At 53.3% G+C, this 24,167-nt stretch carries 15 protein-coding genes and 2 pseudogenes; 13 read left to right on the plus strand and 4 right to left on the minus strand.

Features of this window, described 5'->3' with window-relative positions; translation table 11 throughout:
* Window positions 1-287: 287 nt before the first annotated feature.
* The gene (locus XI25_RS30040; protein ID WP_046681506.1) at window positions 288-1,031 is read left to right on the plus strand and encodes an IclR family transcriptional regulator; all 744 of its coding nucleotides are present in this window, start codon (window positions 288-290) and stop codon (window positions 1,029-1,031) included.
* A gap of 229 nt (window positions 1,032-1,260) precedes the next feature.
* On the opposite strand, the gene XI25_RS33865 is transcribed toward XI25_RS30040, so the two are convergent.
* Window positions 1,261-1,413 (minus strand): hypothetical protein, encoded by a 153-nt coding sequence (locus XI25_RS33865; RefSeq protein ID WP_200901503.1) that lies wholly within the window; start codon window positions 1,411-1,413, stop codon window positions 1,261-1,263.
* 381 nt (window positions 1,414-1,794) lie between these two features.
* On the opposite strand from XI25_RS33865, the gene XI25_RS30045 reads away from it, so the two are divergent.
* Complete coding sequence (locus XI25_RS30045) at window positions 1,795-7,305, plus strand: S-layer homology domain-containing protein (protein WP_052759806.1); 5,511 nt, start codon at window positions 1,795-1,797, stop codon at window positions 7,303-7,305.
* A 277-nt stretch (window positions 7,306-7,582) separates the two neighbouring features.
* Here the strand turns inward: XI25_RS30045 and acnA are convergent.
* A pseudogene (gene acnA / locus XI25_RS30050) lies at window positions 7,583-10,302 on the minus strand (aconitate hydratase AcnA).
* 252 nt (window positions 10,303-10,554) lie between these two features.
* Here acnA and XI25_RS30055 point away from each other — a divergent pair.
* From XI25_RS30055 to XI25_RS30085, 7 genes are all read left to right on the plus strand, one after another.
* Window positions 10,555-11,604, plus strand: a complete 1,050-nt coding sequence (locus tag XI25_RS30055) for an amidase domain-containing protein (RefSeq protein ID WP_046681507.1) — start codon at window positions 10,555-10,557, stop codon at window positions 11,602-11,604.
* A gap of 46 nt (window positions 11,605-11,650) precedes the next feature.
* A complete protein-coding gene (locus XI25_RS30060; RefSeq protein WP_046681508.1) occupies window positions 11,651-12,745 on the plus strand; it encodes a D-alanine--D-alanine ligase in 1,095 nt (364 codons plus the stop codon).
* Between the two features lie 98 nt (window positions 12,746-12,843).
* Window positions 12,844-13,161 carry a hypothetical protein gene (locus XI25_RS30065; protein ID WP_046681509.1) on the plus strand — a complete coding sequence of 106 codons (318 nt, stop codon included), beginning with the start codon at window positions 12,844-12,846 and terminating at the stop codon, window positions 13,159-13,161.
* The gene (uvsE, locus tag XI25_RS30070) at window positions 13,158-14,156 is read left to right on the plus strand and encodes a UV DNA damage repair endonuclease UvsE (protein ID WP_046681510.1); all 999 of its coding nucleotides are present in this window, start codon (window positions 13,158-13,160) and stop codon (window positions 14,154-14,156) included. The genes XI25_RS30065 and uvsE overlap by 4 nt, the downstream gene beginning before the upstream one ends.
* Before the next feature lie 259 nt (window positions 14,157-14,415).
* A complete protein-coding gene (locus XI25_RS30075) occupies window positions 14,416-15,297 on the plus strand; it encodes an inositol monophosphatase family protein (RefSeq protein WP_046681525.1) in 882 nt (293 codons plus the stop codon).
* Window positions 15,298-15,357: 60 nt separating this feature from the next.
* The gene (locus tag XI25_RS30080) at window positions 15,358-15,624 is read left to right on the plus strand and encodes a hypothetical protein (protein ID WP_046681511.1); all 267 of its coding nucleotides are present in this window, start codon (window positions 15,358-15,360) and stop codon (window positions 15,622-15,624) included.
* 276 nt (window positions 15,625-15,900) lie between these two features.
* Window positions 15,901-17,163, plus strand: a complete 1,263-nt coding sequence (locus tag XI25_RS30085; RefSeq protein ID WP_046681526.1) for a stalk domain-containing protein — start codon at window positions 15,901-15,903, stop codon at window positions 17,161-17,163.
* Window positions 17,164-17,308: 145 nt separating this feature from the next.
* Here XI25_RS30085 and XI25_RS30090 read toward each other — a convergent pair.
* Both XI25_RS30090 and XI25_RS30095 read right to left on the minus strand, forming a co-directional pair.
* Window positions 17,309-18,624 (minus strand): annotated as a pseudogene (locus XI25_RS30090) (glutamate-1-semialdehyde 2,1-aminomutase).
* 78 nt (window positions 18,625-18,702) lie between these two features.
* Window positions 18,703-19,782 (minus strand): LCP family protein, encoded by a 1,080-nt coding sequence (locus tag XI25_RS30095; protein ID WP_046681512.1) that lies wholly within the window; start codon window positions 19,780-19,782, stop codon window positions 18,703-18,705.
* Window positions 19,783-19,927: 145 nt separating this feature from the next.
* Here XI25_RS30095 and bcp point away from each other — a divergent pair, with 145 nt between their 5' ends.
* From bcp to XI25_RS30115, 4 genes are all read left to right on the plus strand, one after another.
* Window positions 19,928-20,410, plus strand: coding sequence for a thioredoxin-dependent thiol peroxidase (gene bcp, locus XI25_RS30100; RefSeq protein ID WP_046681513.1), 483 nt, complete (start codon window positions 19,928-19,930; stop codon window positions 20,408-20,410).
* A gap of 230 nt (window positions 20,411-20,640) precedes the next feature.
* Window positions 20,641-21,960 carry a polysaccharide deacetylase gene (locus tag XI25_RS30105; protein ID WP_235440510.1) on the plus strand — a complete coding sequence of 440 codons (1,320 nt, stop codon included), beginning with the start codon at window positions 20,641-20,643 and terminating at the stop codon, window positions 21,958-21,960.
* 270 nt (window positions 21,961-22,230) lie between these two features.
* Window positions 22,231-22,695: a DUF1641 domain-containing protein gene (locus tag XI25_RS30110; RefSeq protein ID WP_046681514.1), complete on the plus strand. Its 465-nt coding sequence runs from the start codon at window positions 22,231-22,233 to the stop codon at window positions 22,693-22,695.
* A gap of 33 nt (window positions 22,696-22,728) precedes the next feature.
* Entirely contained in the window at window positions 22,729-23,907 is a 1,179-nt protein-coding gene (locus XI25_RS30115; RefSeq protein WP_046681515.1) for an NAD(P)/FAD-dependent oxidoreductase, read from the plus strand.
* The last annotated feature ends 260 nt before the right edge of the window (window positions 23,908-24,167 follow it).

The following is a 24,167-nucleotide window of genomic DNA, read 5'->3' on the forward strand; positions in this document are numbered from 1 at the left end:
GTGGCCCCTCCTTACCATTAGTTCTTTCATTAAAATGAAAATTTAAAAATTATATTATATCGTATGCCGGGATAAAGCCAAAGTCAATGTATATTGGAAGATTGTAAGATAATTTTAAAGAAAAAACGATACCTGCTGGGCATTAGAAGAAAGCCGGACCTGCCTGATCAAAAGTTTTCCTTCGATAATCATTAAAAACAGGAAATCAGTTTACTTCCGTTCCTTTTTTGTCTTATAATTCTTGTAACCAGGTTTCATGTAATGAAACACGAGAGGAGCAGGTCGGGATGGAAGACCGCAAATTAACGGTGCGCGCCGTAGAACGGGCGCTTGATATATTAATGTGTTTTACCAAAGACAGCGAGCTGGCTTTGACGGAAATTTCCTCTCAAATCGGTCTGCATAAAAGCACGGTACACCGTTTGATGGCAACGCTTGAGGAAAAAGGCTTTGTCGTTCGGGACAGCCGGACGGACAAGTACCGGCTCGGCATGAAAATATGGGAGCTGTCCACGCATCTGTCGCACAGCGACGATCCGGCGGTTCTGCTCCTGCCTGCGATGGAATCCCTTCGGGACCGGTTGGGGGAAACCGTCAGCCTATATTTGCGGGACGGTGCGGAACGTATCCGCATACAGGCCGTTCAGAGCAATCAGGCGGTCCGCAGAGTCGCCCAGGTAGGCGCACGCCTTCCGCTGTCCGTCGGGGCGTCCAGCAAGGTCCTGGTAGCCTATGCGTCCGCAGCGGACCAGGAAGAGCTTTTGAATGCCCCGGATTGGCCGCCGTCGGTGGATAAGGAGCTCTACCGCCGCCAGTTGGGCGAGATCGTCGAGAAGGGGTATGCGGTCAGCATCGAGGAACGGGAGCCGGGAGCCGCCGCGGTAGCCGTCCCCGTGATGGACCGCAGCGGAAGGATTGCCGCAGCCCTCTCGATGTCCGGACCGGTCAGCCGCCTGTCGGAAGAAACACTGACGGAATATGCGCCAGTGTTGAAGGAAGCCGCAAGGGAAATGGGACTGATGATCTCTTAAGCAGATAAATCCCGGTATCGGCATGCACAATGCGTTTCGCGGATAATCGAATACATCCTTCATCCAAAAAACAAAACCGGACTTCCGCTTATGCGAGAGTCCGGTTTTATTTTTTCGCCAAGTTATTTTTGCCCTGAAAGGTCGGTCAGTCTATCCAGGCAGCCGCGGCAATCAGGTCGACAATCAAGAAAAAAGCACCCGATCGGGTGCTTTTTTCTTTGGCAACGCTCTAACGCGAAGCTGCTTTTTCCTTCATTTTTTTAGCGAGAATTTCATGGAAGGCGACGGGCTTCTCCCGGGTCTGTTCCTTCTTCGCGGTATTGACGGCTTGCGGCCGCGGATATTGGCGATGAAACGGTGTCAGCGTATGTATAGTCAGCATGTGACGATCCTCCTAATAACCGGTTGTACAGAAAACCAAGCGTGCTTACAAATGATTTTTTACATATTAAACCACATGCAACGCCTTTGAAACCGTTTTGGCGAAATTGGGGAGTAAAGTCCAAGGGTTTGATGAATGTCTATAACAAATGTCCCATTTTCTATTGAAAGCATTCAAGAGGAATATTACGTCCCAAGTCCCTCTTCCGGCGAAGTATAGGAAATTAGGCGATAGTCAGATATGAAGGAAAAATGGCCTCGGACCGCTTCCGGTTTACACAATTTTCATATTGGCATGATCTGGATTTTACATATGAGGGGTAAAATGCAGTAGTTGTCTATGAATTCATCTACTAAAACGTAAAACCGGGGAGAGATAAGATTGGGTAAGAGAAACAAATGGTTCTCGCTAGTTTTGCTGTTCAGCATGCTGATCGGCATTGTGCAGCCTGCTGCCGTAAGCGCGGCAGGTTTCGAATACAACGCGGTACAGCCGTCGGCAACGAATCTGACATTCGAGCATACGCCCGCGGCGGCGCTGCCCGCCGACCAGGATGCCGCCATTTCCGTATCGATCACGGGGAATGCCCAGACCGTCACGGCTTCCGTGTATTACAAGACGGATGTTCAGACGGAGTATACAACCCTGGCCATGACTGCAGGGGACGGCATCATTCACACCGCCGCCATTCCAAGCCAAGGGCTTGCCGGAGGGACGCTTTTGCAGTATTACGTTGAAGCGGCGGATGGGGATTCTTTGCCGCAGCGATCCGTTGTTTATAGCGCCGCAATCCAGGGTGGGGCAGAGAAAAAACTGCAAATTGTACATACTCCCGCCCAGCGCGTCGATGTCAATGACCTGGAAGTGTCGGCTAAGATCGACAATCCGGAAAACGCGGTTATCACGACCACGGAATTGCTGTTTAAGACGCCGTCCCAATCGAGGTACCAGGTTGTGCCGATGACGCAGAAGAACGGCGATGAATATGCCGCTGTTATTCCGGCAAGCGCGCTTGTCGAGCCTGTGCTGAACTACAAAATCCGGGTTAACGACGTTGCCCCGAGCTATTCGGTAAACGTCAATCTTCCGGCATTCGATCCCGCGAAGGCGCCGCCGCTGCTTGTCACGAAGCTGGTTCCCAACACGACCAATGTGCCGGGTACCTCCACGGACGCCTATGAACTGATCGAAATTTACAATAATACGGATCAACCGATCGATTTTAAAAACTTTAAAATGTATTATCGTTATCCCGACAAAGGGCCCCAAGGAGACGTCAAGTGGGCATCGACCAAGGAAGACTTCGTCATTCCGGCCGGGCAGCCGGCCGTGTTCTGGATCGTCAACACCGCAAACAGCCATTATACGGCAGACGATTTTAATCAATTTCACAAAACGAATCTGATTCCGGATACGAACCTGTTCGTCATCAAGAGCGACGGCATGGCCAACTCCGGGTCCCGCGCCGTTGTCATCAAGACGAATACCGGGGAAGAAGTTTCCGCTGCCTATTATGATGCCAACACCGTATATGATGGGGGCGTAAAAGACGAAACCAAAGAAAACAAAGCGATTGAGTATAAATACCCGCTGAACGGCAGCAGGGCGATGATCAAAACAAGCTCGGGTCAAAACGCGCCGGTTCCGGGAGTAGTGAATTCCTCGCAGGTTCCGTCAGTGCCCGTGCATGTGGAGCTGGATACGGTCAAGCCAACAGCTGAAGATCGAACCGGCGTGACGGAGATTGACCAGTCCAATCCACTGGATCTCAAAGCTTTCGCGGATGATGATAAACAGGTCGTTTCCGTGCACGTGTTTGTCCGTTCGGATAAGCAGCCCGATTTTAGCGGCCAATCGCTTACGCAGGACTACAATGATAAGCTGTACCACTATAACGTGTCGTCTGCCGATCTGATCGGAAGAAAGTACATCGAATATTATTTTGTCGTCTCCGACGGGATGAATGAAACGGAAACGGCAAAAGTCAAAGTGAACATTACCGGCGGACCCGACCAATCGCCGCTTCGCCTTAGCGTCAAGGATGGCGATACGGTTAACGGAACCCGGACGATAAAAGCCACCTCCCAGACGGTAAATGCCGATGCTTTGAAATTGACCGTGGATGGAAAAGAGCTGGCCCCAAGCCCGTTTTTCGCATTGGAGCATGACGCTTACTTTGTTTTTGAGGCAAAGGGCGTCGACTATTATTTCAAAAACGCGGTGACGATGGGGCCGCCGGAAGACGGGGATAAAACGATTCTTCACACGTTCATGGACCCGATCTCCACGTATGCGACGCTGAGCGTCCCGATCGATGCCAGCCGACTGCAGGCCGGAACGAACAACGTGATTTACATCCGGGCCGGTTCCAAGTCGAGTCCGTTTGATACGCGTCCGGAAGAGAACAAGGATGATTTTGAAGTAAGGAACGTTCGCCTTGTGCTCGCGGATGGAACCGAAATATGGGACCCGCTGTATGCCGTACGCGATAAAGAGTTAAAGATGGGAGACAGCACGGGCAAATCGGAATGGATCGGTTTCGGCTTTGACTTGAAGCCGGAATATTTCAGATCGAAGGCTTACTTGTGGGATACGCGGCAATTTGCCGATGGCGGACATGAGATTTCGGTCGAGGACGGTTCCGGAAAAGCGACGTCGAACGTCATGGTGGACAATACCCCGCCCGTGATCAAACCGAACGTGGAAGAGGGAAAAGAATACCGGGGACATTTCACGATCGACGCCGTTATCGAGGACCGCTTCGCCGGCGTGGACCAAATGGATGTGAAGCTGGACGGCCGTGTAATCGCGCTCCCCTATGCCGTTTCTTCCGGCACCATGACCGCAGGCGAGCATAAGCTGGAGTTTTCCGCAACGGATAAAGCCGGAAACCAGGCAGTGAAAACCGTAAACTTCACGATACCTGAGGAAAACCCGATGAAACCGGTGCTTGTCGCGCCAACGAACGGTAAGACGGATGTGGGGAACAGCGCGACGTTAACGGTGAAAGCTCAAGATCCTACCCATGATCCGATGGACGTTACGTTCTATCGGGGATTCCAATATGACGGAAAACGTGCAGAAGGGTTTGCGGGATTCAAGAACGTTTCCGAAACCGAGCCGCCGAAGGCGATGATCCCGCAAGGGGAGCAGCCGTTAACGGCCGAGGAATACGGGAAGATCGGCGCCGTGGACGGGAATTACCTGGTTAACGAATCGGTCGAGCAGTTCCCGTACCAACGGTATGAAATTAAACTGGATCCTACCGTGAAAGCGACGGACCGCGTCGATATCGTATGGCAGGGCAAATCGCTTGAAGGCCGTAAAGTCAGCCTGTACGCCTGGAGCAAGGAAGCCGGGAAATGGGAGCTGCTCGATAACCTCATCGCGGGTAACGAGGACTTTGAGCTGAAAGCAACCGTCAAGGCCGGAGACTATGCGGACGGGCAGACGATTCAGGTCATTGTGCAGGATGAGATCGGTGCCGCCGCCTCAGCCCCAAGCCCTACGCCGGAGAATCAGGATCCTTACGATTTCTCCTTTGTCTGGATGTCCGATACGCAGTACTATTCCCAAAGCTATCCGCACATTTACCAGGATATCGTGAATTGGATCGCGGACAATAAAGAAAGCAACAAAATCCAATATGTCATTCATACGGGCGATATCGTCGATAAATCGTACCAGGAATATCAGTGGCAGGAAGCCGACAAGGACATGAAGGTGCTGGAAAATGCGGGCATTCCTTACGGCGTTCTGGCCGGCAACCATGACGTGGGGCATCAGGACAACGATTACGCGAAATATTGGCAGTACTTTGGGGATTGGCGTTTCAAAGATATGCCGACCTTCGGAGCTTCCTACGAAAACAACCGGGGACATTACGATCTCGTATCCGCGGGCGGCAACGATTTTATTATCGTCTATATGGGCTGGGGACTCGGCGATAAGGAAATTGAGTGGATGAACGAGGTCGTTTCCAAGTATCCGGAACGCAAGGCGATTTTATGCTTGCACGAATATATGCTCGTTTCCAATAACCGCGCTCCGATCGCCGAGAAAATTTTCGAAAAGGTGATTAAGCCGAACAAAAACGTCATTGCTGCCCTGTCGGGCCATTATCACGATGCTCAGATCAAAATCGACGAGCTCGACGATAACGGCGAGAAAAGAAAAGTATTCCAGATGCTGGCCGACTATCAGGGCGGGCCGGAAGGCGGACTCGGCTATATCCGTCTCATGCAGTTCGACGTCAAGAATAATAAACTTCATATCAAAACGTATTCGCCTTATTTGAATGATTACAACTATTACGATGCCGACGAATACCCGGGCAAGGACGAATTCTCGCTTGATCTTGACCTGCAGCCGAAAACGAAGCGCGTCGCGACCGATTACATCGGGGTGAAGGTGTATACGGATCAGAGAATCGGCAAACAGGGCGGCGTACAAAACGGAAAAGAAGCTTCCGTAACCTGGAACGGGCTCCAAGCAAACAGCTATTACCAGTGGTATGCGCAGGTTGAGGATGCGAACAGCGGGAACGTTTTGTCGGACGTCTGGGGCTTCCATACCGGCAAAAGCGATGAAGGCGGACATCCTGGCAACCCTGGCAATCCTGGCAATCCGGGTGATTCGGGCAACTCGGGCAATCCGAACGGAAGCGGGGGATCATCCGCCGGGACAAAGCCTGCGATACCAGGCAAGCCTGAGGAGCCTGCCGATCAAGGCGAGGCCAAGGATAAAGGCGTGATTAAACTGAATCAAGGCCAAGGCGATTCTTATAAGGCAAACCGTGCGGCACTGGAGAAGGCCGTGAAAGAATCGGAGAGCGGAAAAGTAACCATCATGCTGAACGATGCGGGCGGTGCCGGCAAACCTGCAGCTATCGAGCTGGATGCCGCCGGGGTGTTAAAAGCGAAGGAACGAAAGCTGACCATCGAAATCGTGGCACCTGGCGTTACCGTAACGCTTCCGGCGATCGCATGGCCGACGGTGGTTGCGGATGCCGATAAGGTCATTGTTCAGATCGACCCGACACTCAATCCTTCGGTTCAAGCTGCCCTCAATAAAGCGACTCTCGGCAGCAGCGAACTGGCTCCGTCCCGAATCGCCTTTACGCTTAAACTTGTAACGGTAAAAGGCCAAATGGAGACTAGCGTTCATCAGCTAGACGGCCCGGTTACGGTAGAGCGGGCATTGACGGCAGAAGAGAGCAAGCAGCTTCGAAAAGATTACGCGGGCGTGTATGAACTGAACGAAGGAAAAGCTCGTTATATCGGAGGAACGTTTGAGCGGGATTCCGTACGTTTTGCAACCGACCTTTTATCGCAGTTCGCCGTCATGGAATATCATAAGAAATTTACGGACTTGACAGGCAGCTGGGCGGAGGAGTACATTCGCAAGCTTGCCGCCAAACACATCGTTACGGGAGTGGATGGACATCAATACCAGCCGGACCGGAAGGTAACGAGAGCGGATTTTGTTACCCTGGCCGTACGGGCGCTCGGCATCGATCCTGCGAATGGCAAAACCGCGTTCAACGATGTGGCTTCAAACGATTATTATGCGGCATATGTGTCGACAGCGGCCGAGCTCGGCCTTATCCAGGGCAGCGGCGGCAAATTCCGTCCGAAGGATTCCATCACCCGGGAGGAAGCAGCCGTCGTGCTTGCCCAAATGGCCGTGACCCTGAAGAAAACGGGAACCGTCCCGTCATCCGGGGGGACATTCGCCGACATGAACAGCATTTCCCCATGGGCGAAAGATGCCGTAGGCCTTTTGCAAACGATGGGAGCCGTTCAAGGGAAAGGCAATAACTCCTTTGATCCGCGCGGTTTCGTGACGCGGGCGGAAATTGCGAAAATGCTTTACGTGATGTTGAACGATTAAATGCAGGTCATGAAGGGGCTGTCCCGAAAGTAGATTTATTTCTACTGCGGGACCGTCCCCTTTTCTTTTTGCGAGCTTCGTTTTTTGACTACAGGCCACCCCTCTCTTGACAAATAACAGGAGCGTCCCGGATGAATAGACCTTTTGGGACGCCCCTTCTTGGGGGGGATTTATGCGTTATTGATTTCAAGAAACCAAAAAAGGGCTGCCCGAAGCCATGTTTCATGACTTTGGACAGCCTATTTCTTGGTTTTGCCTATGCTGCAGCAAATCTTGATTACTGCTGGTTATTGGCGATCATTTGGCGCAGGACGGTCTGCAGGATACCGCCGTTGTGGTAGTAGTCCACATCGACCATGCTGTCCAGACGGGCCACGACAGGGAACTCGAAGCGGGTGCCGTCTTCGCGGGTTGCCACGACGGTCAGCTCCTGACCCGGTTTCACGTCATTGCTCAGGCCGAGAATGTCGAACGTTTCGCGTCCGTTCAGACCGAGGCTCTGCCAACCGTGGCCTTCCTGGAACTGGAGCGGCAGTACGCCCATGCCGACCAGGTTGGAGCGGTGGATCCGCTCGAAGCTTTCCGCCAGCACGGCTTTGACGCCGAGCAGGTAGGTGCCTTTTGCCGCCCAGTCACGGGAGCTGCCGGTGCCGTACTCTTTGCCGGCCACGACGATCAGATTCTGTCCACCGGCCTGATAGTTCATCGAGGCATCGTAAATGGACATCACTTCATCCGACGGCAGATAAGTGGTTACGCCGCCTTCGGTCCCCGGAGCAACCTGGTTGCGGATGCGGATGTTGGCGAACGTTCCGCGCATCATGACTTCATGGTTGCCGCGGCGGGAGCCGTAGGAGTTGAAGTCTTTGCGCTCTACGCCGCGTTCCTTCAGGTACAGACCCGCCGGGCTGTTCGTGGCGATGTTGCCGGCCGGCGAGATGTGGTCCGTCGTGACGGAATCGCCCAGCAGGGCAAGGACGCGCGCTCCGCGGATATCCTGGATGTCGTTCAGGCCGTTTCCAAGGTTCTCGAAGAACGGCGGATTTTGAATGTAGGTGGATTGATTATCCCACTCGTACAGTTCGCCTTGCGGTACGGGAATCGCGTTCCAGCGCTCGTTCGCGGTAAATACGTTTTCGTATTTGCTGCGAAATGCATCGGCGCTGACGGACAAACCGATCGCTTCGCGGATTTCGGCGCTCGTTGGCCAGATATCTTTCAGATAGACCGGCTCGTTGTTCGGATCGTAGCCGATCGGCTCGTTCTGCAGGTCGATGTTCACGGTGCCTGCCAGGGCATAGGCTACAACCAGCGGAGGAGAAGCGAGATAGTTCGCTTTGACCTGCGCATGGACGCGGCCTTCGAAGTTGCGGTTACCGGAGAGCACGGCCGCAACGGTCATGTCGTTTTCGGTAATGGCTTCGCTTACTTCGTCCGGAAGCGGACCGGAGTTGCCGATGCAGGTTGCGCAGCCGTAACCCGCTACATAGAAACCGAGGGCTTCCAGATAGTGCAGCAAACCGGCTTTCTCCAAGTAGTCGGTTACGACCAGGGAGCCCGGAGTCAAGCTGCTCTTCACGTATCCCGGCTTCTTCAGGCCGCGCTCAACGGCTTTCTTCGCCAGGAGTCCGGCACCCAGCATAACGCTTGGGTTCGAGGTGTTGGTACAGCTTGTGATGGCGGCAATAACAACCGCGCCGGTTCCCATTTCGCTGGTTGTGCCGTCTTTATGCTTCACGGTAACCTTCTGTTCGATTTTCTCATCGCTCAGACCGTAGCCGCCTTTATCGATCGGCGTACGGATGATGCCGTTGAAGTTTTCTTTCATTTGGGTCAGCTCGATGCGGTCCTGCGGACGCTTAGGTCCGGCAAGGCTCGGTACGACGGAAGCGAGATCCAGCTCGATCACGTCGGTGAATTCCGGATCAGGCGTTTGAGCCGTACGGAACATGTTCTGTGCTTTATAGTAAGCTTCCACCAGCTCAACCTGCTCGTCGGAACGTCCGGTATTGCGCAGGTAAGCCAGCGTTTCGTCGTCAACCGGGAAGAAACCGATGGTTGCGCCGTACTCCGGAGCCATGTTGGCTACGGTTGCGCGGTCGGCCAGACTGATGTTCGCGAGACCCGGTCCGTAGAATTCCACGAATTTGCCGACAACGCCTTTTTTGCGGAGCATTTGCGTTACGGTCAGCGCGAGGTCGGTCGCCGTAGCGCCTTCCGCCAGGCTGCCGGTCAGCTTGAAGCCGATAACCTCGGGCGTACGAAATAAAGCGGTTGCCCCAACATGCCGGCTTCAGCCTCGATGCCGCCGACGCCCCAGCCGACAACGCCCAGACCGTTGATCATGGTCGTATGGGAGTCGGTGCCTACGAGGGAATCAGGGAAAACGAGCGTTTCGCCGTCAACGGTCTTCGTAGCCGCTACGGATGCCAGGTACTCCAGGTTAACCTGGTGGACGATGCCTGTGCCCGGAGGAACGGCGCGGAAGTTGTTGAACGCGGTCTGCGCCCAGCGCAGGAAACGGTAGCGTTCCTCGTTGCGCTCGAACTCGACCTGCATGTTGTATTCCAGAGCCTTGTCCGTGCCGAAAGCGTCAACCATGACGGAGTGGTCGATGACGAGATCGACAGGCACGAGCGGGTTGATCTGCTTCGGATCCCCGCCGGCTTTCTTGACGGTGTCGCGCATGGCGGCAAGGTCGACGACGACGGGCACGCCGGTAAAGTCCTGCAGCACGATACGCGCAGGGATGAACGGGATTTCCTTGTTGTCGTCACGGCCTTCGTTCCACTTGGAGAGCTGTTTTACATGCTCTTCCGTAATGGCGCGGCCGTCGAATTGGCGGACTGCTGCTTCCAGCAAAACCCGGATGGAGAACGGGAGCTTCGATACGCTGCCGTGTCCTTGCTCTTCGAGGGCCTGCAGGCTGAAATAACGGTAACTCTTGCCGCCTACCTCCAGCGAACGCGAGATGGAGAATTGGTCCTTAACTGACATACATGAGCCTCCTTGAGTGTATCGATTTTTCGAATTTGTTTCACCAGATGAAACACAATTTCATAATTTAACTTACTTTAAGTATACCGTTTACAAGTTGCCACGTAAAGCATTTTTTTGCGGAAAATCAAGCTATCCGCGCCCTGTTTCAACCCCGGCTGACGGTTTTCTTCCGGGAATAAGCCCGGTTCATAGCAGCACATCTTTCTTCATATAAATAGGATAAGAATATCTTTCCGGAATCAGTTCACGATGGAGGGCCGAAAGGGGCGAAAAGGTTTGGTTAAAATAAAGGAAGCTCGAAAACCTTGGAAGAACGTTTTGTACGCGTATGTGGAGCAGTACAATCAGAACCGGGTGGATTACGGGACCGGCCTTCGGGAGCAGATTGTGACCGACCTGAACTACCTGATGGAGAGGGGGGAGAGGCAAGTCCGCCTCCAGGTTTGGTACGCGGAACGACAGATCACTCCCCGGAAGAGCGAAACGAGGGCGAAGCTTGCGCGCGTGCTCAGGGAGACGGAAGATAACGTGGTGGCGGATCTGCGGCTTCACAGCGTATTTTTTTACGAAAAAAGCGGCATGACCCACCGTGAGGACATCATTAACCGGGAGCGGCTGACGCTGCTGCGAGACGGCGACGCTTGGATTATCGTCGGTGTCGAGCGTCTGGAAGACGAGCGGAAGCCGGAGAACGAACCGGATTGGGACAACCCGGGATCCGGGACGGCGGATCCGCTTCCTTCCGTTCCCTTGATCAACCGGGGCGTTTACGCGGCGGGAAGCTACTCCCGATCGGGCCGGTATGACCGGGAGGCGGCAGCGCTTTATGCCGATAAATGGTGGGAGAAGGGCAATCCGGAGTTTGCCGAATTCGCCGTGGACTGCACGAATTATATCTCGCAGTGCCTCTTTGCAGGCAAAGCCCCAATCCACTATACTGGTAAAAGAGAAACGGGATGGTGGTACAAAGGTTATGTGAACGGCCGCGAATGGTGGAGCTACAGCTGGGCGGTTTCGAACAGCTTCGCCCGGTATTTGCATACGAGCACATCAGGCTTGAGAGCGGAAATGGTGGAGCGTCCGGAGCAGCTGATGCTCGGCGACGTCATCGTGTACGATTGGGACGGCGACGGCTCGTTTCAGCACAGCACGATCGTCACGGCGTTTGATGCGGGCGGGATGCCGCTCGTGAACGCGCACACGGTCAGCAGCCGGCACCGTTACTGGGATTATCGTGATTCTTACGCCTGGAACGATAACACCGTGTACCGCTTTTATCACATTCCCGATTATTTTTAGAGCAACAGCATGAACTGCTGCAATCCGCAAAAAAGAGAGGTTTGGCATGGGACAGGACAAATTAACGGTAGGATTGGTATATGGCGGGAAATCCGGGGAACACGAGGTGTCGCTATCGACGGCCTTTGCCGTAATGAACGCTTTTGATTTTGATAAATACGAAATTATACCTTTTTATATTACCAAACAGGGAACCTGGAAAATCGGCGGCAAGCTTTCTTCGCCCTTCGCAGACGCGTCGGAGCTGAAGCTTGAGGGCGGGGAAGGAACGCAGGCTGCGCTTAATGCCGTTTTCAGCCGGCTATACGGCGGCGAGGAAGCAGTGGTCGATATCATGTTCCCGCTTCTCCACGGAACCTTCGGCGAAGACGGGACGATTCAGGGGCTGTTGGAGATGGCCGATATTCCTTATGTCGGGGCCGGCGTGCTGGCTTCCGCCGCGGGCATGGACAAAGGGGTCATGAAAAAGCTGTTTGCGGAGGCGGATCTCCCGCAGTGCGAATACTGCTATTTCAACCATTCCCAATGGGAGCGGGGCAGCCATGACCTTTTGCGTGGAATCGAAGACAAACTCGGTTATCCGTGCTTCGTGAAGCCGGCAAACCTCGGTTCCAGCGTGGGGATTTCCAAGGCGAAGGACGCCGAACAGCTTAGAAACGCCATCGAAACGGCTTTCCGTTTTGACAATAAAATCATCGTGGAAGAGTTCGTGGATGCACGCGAGGTGGAGGTCAGCGTTTTGGGCAACGACGAACCGATGGCATCCGTGCCGGGTGAAATCGTTTCTTCCGGCGAATACTACGACTACACGGCAAAATATACGGACGGAAAGTCCGAGATGCTGATCCCCGCCCCGGTTGATCCGGATACGGCGGACCGGCTCCGCGAGCTTGCGATTACCGCTTTTAAAGCGATCGAAGGCAACGGGATTACCCGGGCGGACTTTTTCATCCGCCGCTCCGACGGCGCGATTATGATTAACGAAGTGAACACGATGCCAGGTTTTACGCCCTACAGCATGTATCCGCTGCTGTGGAGAGAGACGGGCGTATCGTATCGGGAGCTGCTTGACCGGATGATCGAGCTCGGATTGGAGCGGTATAAACGCAAACAGTCTTTGATTTATGAGAATGAAGCTTAAGGGCAAAATGGAGTATAATAGAAGTAACCAAAGGGGAGTCCGCGTTGATCACGGCTCCCCTTGATTCTAACTTTGACACCGGAAAGGAAGGCTGGCCTATGGGATTTCAAACCGAGTTCAATTCCGTTTGCAAGTTCAAGAATGAACAGGAGCTGTACGAGCTTCTGGAGTACGGACGGGGCAAAATGTTGAAGGAAGGACTGCGCGTATTTCCGACGGGGCAAAAGGTGATCGCCTACACGCCCGACAATCAAGCGGTAGCCATCGTACGGATTACCGCCTGCGTGGCGGAAATCAACTTTCAGGGACGCGAAGTCACCTCCGTTGAGCTTCAGCTTGTGCGCAAGCTGACCGATGAGGAATCCAAAGTGCAGACCGATTTGGCTTACGAGATGTTTTTCGGGGACAAAAAATGATCGTCCGTTTCGGATATGTGGCCATGTCTACGGTCGTTCAGAATTCCTCTCCATCCAAGACGATGACGATGACCAGCTTTGCCAAGCTGAATGACCGGGAAGCGGCCATCCGGAAACTCGAGCGGATCGCAGCGGAAAACCTCCATAACACCCTGCGGCTGCTGAAGCATAATCTTGCTCACGATATCAAGGTGTATCGCATGACCTCCAAGCTGATTCCGCTTGGGACGCACGCCGATTTAAGCGACTGGGACCCTTATCCGGCGCTGAAGGAAGGATTTACGGAGGTCGGGGAGTTCGTAAAGCGAAACGGAATGCGGGTGTCTTTTCATCCCGATCACTTTACGGTGCTCAGCACGCCCCGTCCGGAGGTGCTTGCGAACTCGATCCGCGACTTAAGGCATCATACGGATATGCTGCATATCATGGGACTGGGAGGGGCGATGAAGAACAATATCCATATCGGCGGCGCTTATGGGGATAAGCCGTCAGCCGCTGCGCGGTTTGAGGAGCATTTCGGCCTGCTCGACCAGGATATTAAGGAGCGCCTTACCCTGGAAAACGACGACAAAACGTTTAACGCCGTCGAAACCTTGACCGTGTGCCGGAATCTCGGACTGCCGATGGTGCTGGATCTCCACCACCAATGGGTAAATAACGAGGGGGAAGCCCCTTGGGATCTATGGCCGGACATTATGCGGACCTGGGAAACGCCGCTGGCTCAGGCAGGCTCGGATGAGGACAACCCTTTGCCGCCGAAAATCCATGTCTCCAGTCCGAAGAGCCCTACCGATATCCGCAGCCATGCCGATGGCGTAGAGCCCGCGCCGCTGCTTGCTTTTCTCAGAAAAATCGCTTCCGGAACACCGCGCCTTGATGTCATGATTGAAGCCAAGATGAAAGACGGGGCTTTATTCGCCCTCATGAAGGATTTGGCGGAGTACGAGAGCGATGGCGTGAAGGTGTTGGACGGAGCGTCCGTCGAGATAACGTAAACGGTATGTCCCATTTGCGCTACCGACTTACAGCTGCGTTCATCATACGCTAGGGTTTTAATTGGTAATATGTCTCAGAATATTATAATATATGGGAGAGGGGATTCCTGTTTTAAAAAGCCTCATATTCAAACTGGCTTGGGATCGGGATGCATGACCGAAGAAATTTTTTGAAAACGAGCCCTGCCTTCTCTCGTATAAGATGAATAGATTATATTAATTTGGTATTGAAGATTCATAGGAAAGTAGAGTGAGCGCTTTGAATGAAAAAGATAAGGTACCTTATGTGGTGACCAGCAAAAGCTACACCGCCGTTGCGATCAATTGTGCCGCCAAAGCGGGGGAATGGATCAAGAGCAGGCTGGGTACGGTAAAACAGCTCAGTACGAAAACTTCCGCACAGGATCTTGTCACGGAAGTGGATAAGGGAGCGGAGCAGATGATCCGCAAGCTCATCCTGACCCACTTCCCGGATCATGCCATATTGGGTGAAGAAGGCGTTGAACCGGGACACGAGGCTTCCGCGAAGGCTCTTGAAGCCGCGAAAAACGAGCCGTATTTGTGGATCGTCGATCCTATCGACGGAACGACGAATTACGTTCACGGCTTCCCGTTTTTTTCGGTCTCGATTGCGCTGGCTTACCGAGGCGAGATCATCGTCGGGGTTATTTACGACCCGATGCGCGATGAGCTGTTTATCGCCGAGAAGGGCAAGGGTGCATATGTCCATGGCAACCCTACCCGCGTATCCGGGGAGCTGACCTTGTCGGACAGCCTGCTGGCTACCGGATTTCCGGTGGATCCGACCTTTAACCTCCCCCAAAACATGGCCGGTCTTCAGGCACTGCTTCCAAAAGTCCGAAATATTCGCGGCGGAGGCTCCGCGGCGCTTCATATGGCCTATGTGGCGGCAGGGCGGCTGAGCGGTTATTGGGAAATCGGGCTGAATGCCTGGGACGTGGCGGCTGGTGTGCTGCTTGTTCAGGAATCGGGCGGCAAGGTGACGGATACCGAAGGACGTCCTTACGATCTGTCCGTACGCAACATCGCGGCAAGCAACGGAGCCATTCACCAGGACCTGCTGGACATCTTGTCCGATGCGAAAGCGACGGGTTACCCGAAAAATGAATCCCGAGCTTAGAAAGAGGCGGCTTTATCGGCTGAACAACAATGACAACAGAATGAAGGAGTGTGTCACGAAATGAATGATAAGCGGGATCAGGATTTGGAACGGCAGCTCAGCGAACTGTTGACGGAAGGCGAGCTCGAGTCAAAAGACGAGAATGAGGAGGGGCGGCGCATGATACCGCCCAAGTACGAAATCCGCATTCAAACGCAGCTGGACCCGATTGTAGAGGAAACCCGCAAATACCGCCGAATCGGTCGGGAATTGGATGACCGCTACGATAAATACATGAAGCAGGCGGGTGCGGAAGGCAAGACCCCGGATCCGGGCAGCGAAGCATAACATTGAACCGTAGACAGGAGCGCAGCATTTGCTTGCGCTCCTGTTTGTCGTTAAGAGGTGAGAAAGTATAAGCTTCGGAGACGCGGCTTCCTTATCTCGCAAGAAAAATTTCCGTTAAATGCGGTCTGTCTTCAGAGAAAGTACGTCGATAGACGTTTTTTATATGGCATTTTTTGGATGAGATAAATGCAAATGGAATGCGCGGGGAAGGAAATGGATGGTAGAATAGAATCGGACCGAAATCATTTTCGTTATTTTTTTGGAGGGGTGTTTTACATGTTGAAGTTTTGGAAAAAAGGGCTGACCCGGACAATCGGACCGGTTCTGATGGCTGCCGTCCTGATCGGGACGTGGGCTGCGGCCCCCGTTTCCGCCCAGGAGCCGCAGGGAATAAACGACACATTCCATATCGTCTCGCTTGGGGATTCGCTGACGGCCGGGTATGAGCCCGGGATGAATATTCATTCCAAGCCGTACGGGTTCGTAGACCGCCTGCTGGAGCAGGGATTGTACCATGGACGGACGGAGGTGGCGAACCTCGGAATCCTCGGCCTCAAAACGGGGGGACTGAAACAATATGTGCAGGCCATCATGGATGAGCGTGCAATAACAGCAGAGGAAATTCAGACCGGGTTGAAGGATCCGCGCGCAGGCCAGTTTGGAGCCGAGGCGCCCAAAGTGAATCCCCTGCTGGCTCAAGCCGACGTCATCACCGTTACCATTGGCGGGAACGATATGATGGAGCTGGTTAGAACGGCCGGAACTTTAAACGAGGAAGAATTGGAGGCCCGGGTACAGGAGCTGTTCCAAACGTACTCCGACAACGTGGCATCGGTCGTGGACAATTTGCACGGCATCAATCCCGAAGCGGTGATTGTCTTGGCGGACCAGTACCAGCCCGTACCGGAGATTGCCGATAAAGCCGTCTATCCGAAGCTTATGGAAGCGGCCGGGCAATTCACGAAGCTGATTGAAGGACTGGCAAAGGGGTTTAATGACAGCGGGATCACGGTCAAAGTTGCCCATGTCGCGAAAGAGTTTGTCGGCAGCGAAATGACGATGACCCATATTTTGAAGGAGGATATTCACCCGAACCAGTTGGGGTATGAAGCCATGGCCCGTATATTTGCGGAAAACATTTGGGGTGCCTATACTGAGCCGGTCGTCAATGAAGCCGGGACACCGATGGGGATTATCGTCGGAGGCAAGGAGCTGAAGACTCCCTATAAACCGGTTATCGTGAAGAACCAGAACTTTGTGGCCATCCAGGATATTGTTAACGCCGTCGGGGCGAAATCGGCGTGGAGCAACAAAACTTCCAGCGCAACGATTACATATGGCGATAAAACGGTGGTCATCAAAATCGGATCCCCAACGGTAAAGGTCAACGGAACGTCTGTAAGCGTCAGCGCTCCCGCCTTTTTGAACAAAATCGGCAAAGAGCAAAAGATTTATGTACCGCTTGCGGCATTAGCTTCAGGTCTGGGGTTTGACGTACAGTACAATCCGAAACTCCGGACGGTCTTTATTAATCCATAATAAACGTTTATACGGGAAGGCCCTTATTCGCAAGCGCTGCTGCGGATAAGGGCCTTTTAAAATTACATAAACAATCTTAACCGTTAAAGGTGCTTCCCTAAGTCTTGAGGTCGGGGACGATCCTTACAACAAAAATTTCAATCCATCAACGTCTCATGGCCTTAAATGATTGCTCGGCCGCTTCCAGCGTGGCATCGATGTCCTCTTCGGTATGCGCGGTGGTCAGGAACCATGCCTCGTACTTGGAAGGAGCGAGGTTAATGCCGCGGTCAAGCATATGACGGAAGAAGGCGGCAAACGCCTCGCCGTCGGTATCCTGCGCTTCGTCGTAATTGGTGACGGGATGATCGCAGAAATGGGTGGAGAAGGAACCGCGAATCCGGTTGATCGTCAGCGGAATGCCATGTCGGTCGGCGGATTCCTTCAGCCCCCCGGTAAGCTTCACCGTCAAACGCTCCATTTCCTCATACACGCCCTCGCCTTGAAGCACCTCCAGGCAGGCAATGCCCGCGGACACGGAAACCGGATTGCCCGCCATCGTTCCGGCCTGGTATGCGGGCCCGAGCGGAGCGACCTGCTCCATGATATGCTTCCGTCCGCCGTAGGCGCCGATCGGCAGCCCGCCGCCGATGATTTTTCCAAGAGCGGTCAAGTCGGGTTGAATGGCTTCGTGGTTTTGAAGTCCGGCGTAGGTTTGGGCCGACCCCCAGTGGAAGCGGAACGCGGTGATCACCTCATCGTAAATGACAAGCGATCCGTTGTCATGCGCCATCTTGCACAGTCCTTCGAGAAAGCCCGGTTTCGGCATTACCATGCCGAAATTGCCGACGATCGGCTCCACCATGACGGCGGCGACGTCTTCACCCCACTTGTCCAGCGCAGCACGCAGGCCGTTAAGATCATTAAACGGAACGGTGATGACTTCATGGGCTATGCTTGTCGGAATGCCGGCGCTGTCCGGAATGCCGAGCGTGGAGGGGCCGGAGCCTGCGGCGACAAGCACCAGATCGGAATGGCCGTGGTAGCAGCCGGCAAATTTAACGATTTTATTGCGCTTGGTGTAAGCTCGAGCTACCCGGATGGTTGTCATCACGGCTTCGGTACCGGAATTGACGAAACGCACCTTATCAAGGGAGGGAATGGCTTCCTTCAGCATTTTGGCGAGCTTGATTTCAAGCTCCGTCGGCGTGCCGTACAGCGTGCCGTTCTCGGCGCAGCCGTAATGGCTGCCGTTACATGGGGGTGGGCATGTCCGGTAATGATCGGCCCGTAAGCGGCCAAATAATCGATATACCGGTTGCCGTCCTCATCCCAGAAGTGGGCGCCTTTGGCGCGTTTCATAAACACGGGGGCTCCGCCGCCTACGGCTTTGAAGGAACGGGAAGGGCTGTTGACCCCGCCCACGATGTGCTGAAGGGCCTCTTCGTATAAAAGCTTGGAGCGTTCTCTTGGATTGGACATTGGATATGACTTCCTTTCCTCATGAATCGGGACAGGCTGCTTGAAAGCGGCCTGTCCCGGTTGCTGTATTTTTTAATTCTAGTTTTCCTGGGACGGCGATGACGAGCCGGATGAGGTTTTTCCTTTCCCGCTGGAGTTCCCGGTTTCCGTTTCGGAACCGCCTGCCTTCTTGTCGCCGCTGCCGCCGGTTTTAGGCTCCGGTTCCGGCGCGTTAAGGACTTCCTGGATATAATCCTTTAACGTTTGCGGGTCCCTCACCGTCAGGACCGCGGCGCCGCCGATATTTGCCTCTACCAGAAGTTTCATCGGCGGAACCTGCTCACTGCCTTTCATTTTACTCTGATATCCGACATTGGCAAGCTTCCACATATCATTGACATCCATATTCGTATCGATATAAGGGCTGACCGCGTTCAGGATATCGGGAAGTTTCATGATCGAGGTGGTGGTCTGCATTTTTTTCGCCACGGCTTTCAGAAGCTCGCGCTGACGCTCCGTCCGGGTAAAATCGCCCATTTTGTCATAACGGAACCGTACGTACTGCAGTGCTTTATTGCCGTCCAAATGCTGCATGCCCTGCTTCAGGTCGATATCGTACTCGTTTTTGTCCGCCTTGCTGGAATATTTCATGTCCTTTTCGACGTAAAAATCAACGCCGCCTACGGAATCCACCAGCTTGATAAACCCCTGAAAGTCCGTGTACACATAATACTGGATCGGGATCCCAAGCAGGTCGCCGACCGCCTTCATCGCGGTTTTCGGACCGTGGGTAACGGCCGTGTTGATGCGGTTGGAACCGTGGCCCGGAATTTCCGTGTATGTATCCCGAAGGATGGAAAACAGGTACATTTTCTTTTTGACGGGGTCGATGGAGGCGACAAGCATGCTGTCCGAACGTGGGATTTCCCCTTCTTCAAAGCCGCGTGCGTCCACGCCCATCAGCAAAATGTTCACAGGCTCGGTGCCTTCCCATTTGGGAGGCTCCGGCGCTTTGGCGTCCACCTTTTCAATTTCGCGGAAAGGGGAAGCCTCGCCTTTTTTCTGAAGTCCCTGAAGCCCGTTGTAAATCGATGACACATAATAAGTACCGTAGCCAAGGATGCCGGCCAAAATAATGCTTACAGTCCATATAATCGTTTTCTTTGTTCTTCTGGTCATTAGGTTCTTCCTTTCGGATTACACTGGGGTGATAATCATTACTATACATTTGAACAATCCGCGTTCACTACATTATAATTTCTTTCGAAAAGACAATCAATTTTTTACGGGGAAGAGCCCCGATGCCAAGGAGTTGAACCATACTTTGACACAAATTAAACTGGAACCGGGACAAGCGGTCCCGGACTTTACCCTTCCGGCTTCCCATGGGGAGAACGTTGCCCTAAGCGATTTTCGGGGGAAGAAGGTCGTCTTGTACTTTTATCCCAAAAATATGACGCCGGGCTGCACCGACGAGGCATGCAGCTTCCGCGATCGCCATCAAGAACTTGAGCGGGCGGGAGCGGTTGTCATCGGCATAAGCCCGGATCCGCTGAAATCGCATGCGAAATTTATCCAAAAGCACGGGCTGCCGTTTCTGCTGCTGTCGGATGAAAACCACAAGGTTAGTGAGTTGTTCGGAGTCTGGCAGCTCAAGAAAATGTTCGGCCGGGAGTACGAGGGGGTCGTACGCTCGACCTTTCTGATCGACGAATCGGGCAGGTTGGCAAAGGAATGGCGGAAAGTCAAAGTGGCCGGTCATGCGGACGAAGTGCTGCAGGCCGTGCTTTCGATTCGGGAAGCATAATCGGTATACTGCCGTTAACCGGGAGGATTATGCAATATGTCAGGCAAATGTTTATCTTTAGATATCATATTAAGAAGCGGTCCTGGAGCATGCATGTATATGCGAACCGGGGCCGCTTTTTAGTTGCTTCCCATTGGCCGGAAATCCTTAGTCTTTTTTTGGAATGCCCTCCATATAATCTATCAGATAGGCGAAAGCGGAACTCATAGAAACCGATGGAGGTAGATTTTATGTATAAAAAAATGGTGATGGCATTTCGCGTTGCACTGCTGTTTATGTTGGCTGCCGTTATTCTGCCGGCCGGCATGATGGAGTTTTATAAGCCGGATCGCTCGATGGCCGACATTTCATTTTCGGCCGAAACGGTAAACGCGGAACCGAACGCGGTAATCAGCGAACGTCCGGGACCGAAGCTGGCTAACGGCGCAAACGCAATCACCGCCCCCGGGCCTGTTGCGGTTGCTGTCGCCGCCTCTGCCGTTCCGCCAAAGAAACATTCGGTGAAAACCGTGTACCTCACTTTTGATGACGGTCCCTCGGGGCTGACGGGCGAGGTGCTTGATATATTGAAGAAAGCGGATGTCAAAGCAACGTTTTTTATTCTTGGCCAGCAGGCGGACACCCGCCCGGAGCTGATCGGAAGAATGCACGAGGAAGGCCATGCCATCGGCAATCATACATATAATCATGACTACGGGAAACTCTATCAGAAATTTACGGAGTTTTGGAGACAGATCAAGCTGACGGAGGAAACGGTAAGACGGATTACGGGAGAGCGCCCCCAACTGGTGAGAGCACCGGGGGGAACGGCCGGGAATTTCGATGCCGCATATTTTGACTTGATGAAACAGGGCGGATACAAGGTATTTGACTGGAACGTCGACAGCGGAGATTCCAAAAAACGGGGCGTGCCCGCCGCGGAAATATTGAAAGGGGCGACGACCCCGATTGATGGCAATCAGACCATCGTGCTGCTTCACGACGGAGCAGGGCATCAGGAAACCGTCAAGGCACTGCCCGGCATCATAACGTTTTATAAAAAGAAAGGTTACCGCTTCGATGTGTTGACCCCTGAAATAAAGCCTGTCCAGTTCAAGCTTCAAAATCGCGTAAAGCCCAAAACGGCACAACCCGGTGCCCGCTGGATCGCGGAGAACGTATCCGTGAATGCCGCGCTCTTCCAAAAGGGCAGGACGCTTTCCGTGGAAATGGGCGGCCTGGCAACGGAATTTGCGCCGGGCGAATACCGGATGGAGGAGGGGAAACTGCTTGTTCCGCTCCGGGCAGCCGTCGAACGGTTGGGAGGGAGCGTAAACTGGAAGGGGGACACCAAAACCGTGAAAGTGACCTTAGCGCATTCCGGTTGGATAGCCGATCCGATCAAGGGAACCATGACCAGCACCGATGGACGAAATAACTTGGTCACCCCGGAAGTCCGGTTCATGGGCCATACGGTATGGGTTCCCCTTAGGGAAACGCTTGAATTATCCGGCCATCGGCTCGAACCCATCGTGTTAAAGGATAATGTATACAAAATTGTTGCTTTGTAATCGAATTCATCGATTTTATGTTTGTAATTATGTTACACAAGTTATAGACTAATAGATGTTAGAGATAATTATCACAATCCCAATGAACGTGTTCCATAAAGGAGGGGGAGGCTTCCCCCTGCTTTATTTTGGCGCGATAGAGACAACAGAAGTTCTTACTTTCGACAGTGATGAATAATAGCCGCTGGTTAACCGAAAATTACAATTAACCGGTTCAATCGCCGCCAAATTCTTCTTGGGAACTCATTTAAAGCAAAGGAGGCAATTCTAATGACAGAAACATCCCGTCCGCAACAATCCGAAGCTTCGGAGGCTGTTGCTGAAAATCTGGGAGCTCCGCAAGCGGCTCGCCCAGATGTGTTCGATCAATTGCTGAAGCCGGAAGTCCAGGAATCGCTGACGATCCTGGTGGACAATCTTCCGAAGCTGGCTGAAATGCTCACGTTCCTGACGAAGGCGTACGATTTCGGCAAATCGGTAGCCACGGACCCGGTTCTCGCCGAAGACACCATGGCATCCATCAGCGGCTTTACGAAGCCTGTAACCGATTCGCTGAAAAATGTTGCATCCGCGGCTATTGAAGCAGGAGACCGTGTACAGGCCCAAAAGGATCAGGGCGCGATCAGCGTTTTCGGGCTGCTGAAAATGCTTAAGGATCCTCAGGTACAAAAAGGTCTGCGCTTCGCACAGGCTTATCTGGACGTTCTGAACGAACGCGACCAACAAAAACGTTAAGTCCCATAATTATTTGAAGAACGGAGGATGGTCATGTCTAAACATATTTTAATCTTGGGCGGAGGCTACGGCGGTCTGCTGAGCGCTCTTTCGGCCCGTGAGCATTTTGGCGTAAACGACGCGAAAATTACGCTGGTCAACCGCTTCCCGACTCACCAAATCATCACGGAGCTGCATCGTCTGGCTGCAGGCAACCTTTCGGAGAAGGCCGTTGCCCTCCCTCTCGACAAGCTGCTCCGCGACGCTAACGTGGATCTGCGCATCGGTACCGTGAAAGAAATCAAACCCGATGAGCGTTCGGTCTCTCTGGAAGACGGCGGCAAATTTACTTACGATATGCTGGTTGTTGCCCTTGGCAGCGAAACCGCATTTTTTGGCATTCCCGGACTTCAGGAAAACAGCTTCATTCTTAAATCCGTTAATGACGCCAACCGTCTGCGCGAGCATGTGGAAAACCGCATTGCCGAATACAGCAGAACGAAAAACAAAGCGGACGCCACGATCGTTGTCGGCGGCGGCGGTTTGACCGGCGTCGAGCTTGTCGGCGAATATGCGGACATGAAGAGCGAGCTTGCCCGCAAATACGGCATCTCCCCGGACGAAATCACGCTATACTGCGTTGAAGCAGCGCCTTCGATCCTGCCGGGCTTCCCTGCCGAATTGGTGGACCGTGCGACAACCAGTCTGCAAAACCGCGGCGTAACGTTCCTGACAGGTCTTCCGATCACGAAAATGGACGGATCGACGGTTGAGCTTAAGGACGGCAGCACCATCGAAACCAGCACGCTCGTATGGACCGGCGGCGTGCAAGGCAACTCCGTTGTGGCGAACTGCGGCATTGAAGTGAACCGCGGACGCGCCGTCGTTAACGAGTTCCTGCAATCGACTTCCCATCCCGAAATCTTCCTGGCCGGCGACAGCGCCGTGGTTATGGGTCCTGAAGGACGCCCGTATCCTCCGACAGCGCAGTTGGCGTGGCAGATGGGCGAACTGGTCGGCTACAACATGTTCGCATTTGTTAAGGGCGGAGCGATGGCTTCATTCGTTCCGGTATTCTCCGGAACGCTTGGCAGCTTGGGCCGCAAAGACGCGATCGGTACGATCGGCGCCAACAAAACCCAGCTCAAAGGGCTGCCTGCAACCCTGATGAAGGAAGCAAGTAACCTTCGTTACTTGTCGCATATTAAAGGATTGTTTACCCTGGCATACTAAGCCGGCACAATTCGCAACAGCTTCGATCTTAAAAGGCTGTTCCGCAAGGTCCATGGACCTCTGCGGGGCAGCCTTTATTCGTTTGAGCAATGCTTAATTGCATGCTCCGAAATTCCCGGTGCACCATTTGAGCCATCCCTTTTTTGGCGAGCTAGCTGATTTAGCACTCTTTTACGTCTATCTTTCCGCTTTCTTGGAAAACCTATTCATAGATTCTCAAAAACAAAAGATGAGAAATTAACGGTATTGAAGAAGCGGAG

It is taken from the genome of Paenibacillus sp. DMB20 (genome assembly GCF_000987955.1).
Classification (GTDB): Bacteria; Bacillota; Bacilli; order Paenibacillales; family Paenibacillaceae; genus Paenibacillus_AQ.

What these genes read in the sequence shown, in the direction of transcription:
- XI25_RS30060 (WP_046681508.1), top strand. Translation starts at nt 11,651, where the DNA reads ATGGGACAGGACAAATTAACGGTAGGATTGGTATATGGCGGGAAATCC.
- XI25_RS30040 (WP_046681506.1), top strand. Translation starts at nt 288, where the DNA reads ATGGAAGACCGCAAATTAACGGTGCGCGCCGTAGAACGGGCGCTTGAT.
- XI25_RS33865 (WP_200901503.1), bottom strand. Translation starts at nt 1,413, where the DNA reads ATGCTGACTATACATACGCTGACACCGTTTCATCGCCAATATCCGCGG.
- XI25_RS30080 (WP_046681511.1), top strand. Translation starts at nt 15,358, where the DNA reads ATGAATGATAAGCGGGATCAGGATTTGGAACGGCAGCTCAGCGAACTG.
- XI25_RS30055 (WP_046681507.1), top strand. Translation starts at nt 10,555, where the DNA reads ATGGAGGGCCGAAAGGGGCGAAAAGGTTTGGTTAAAATAAAGGAAGCT.
- XI25_RS30095 (WP_046681512.1), bottom strand. Translation starts at nt 19,782, where the DNA reads ATGACCAGAAGAACAAAGAAAACGATTATATGGACTGTAAGCATTATT.
- XI25_RS30085 (WP_046681526.1), top strand. Translation starts at nt 15,901, where the DNA reads ATGTTGAAGTTTTGGAAAAAAGGGCTGACCCGGACAATCGGACCGGTT.
- uvsE (WP_046681510.1), top strand. Translation starts at nt 13,158, where the DNA reads ATGATCGTCCGTTTCGGATATGTGGCCATGTCTACGGTCGTTCAGAAT.
- XI25_RS30110 (WP_046681514.1), top strand. Translation starts at nt 22,231, where the DNA reads ATGACAGAAACATCCCGTCCGCAACAATCCGAAGCTTCGGAGGCTGTT.
- XI25_RS30065 (WP_046681509.1), top strand. Translation starts at nt 12,844, where the DNA reads ATGGGATTTCAAACCGAGTTCAATTCCGTTTGCAAGTTCAAGAATGAA.
- XI25_RS30115 (WP_046681515.1), top strand. Translation starts at nt 22,729, where the DNA reads ATGTCTAAACATATTTTAATCTTGGGCGGAGGCTACGGCGGTCTGCTG.
- XI25_RS30105 (WP_235440510.1), top strand. Translation starts at nt 20,641, where the DNA reads ATGTATAAAAAAATGGTGATGGCATTTCGCGTTGCACTGCTGTTTATG.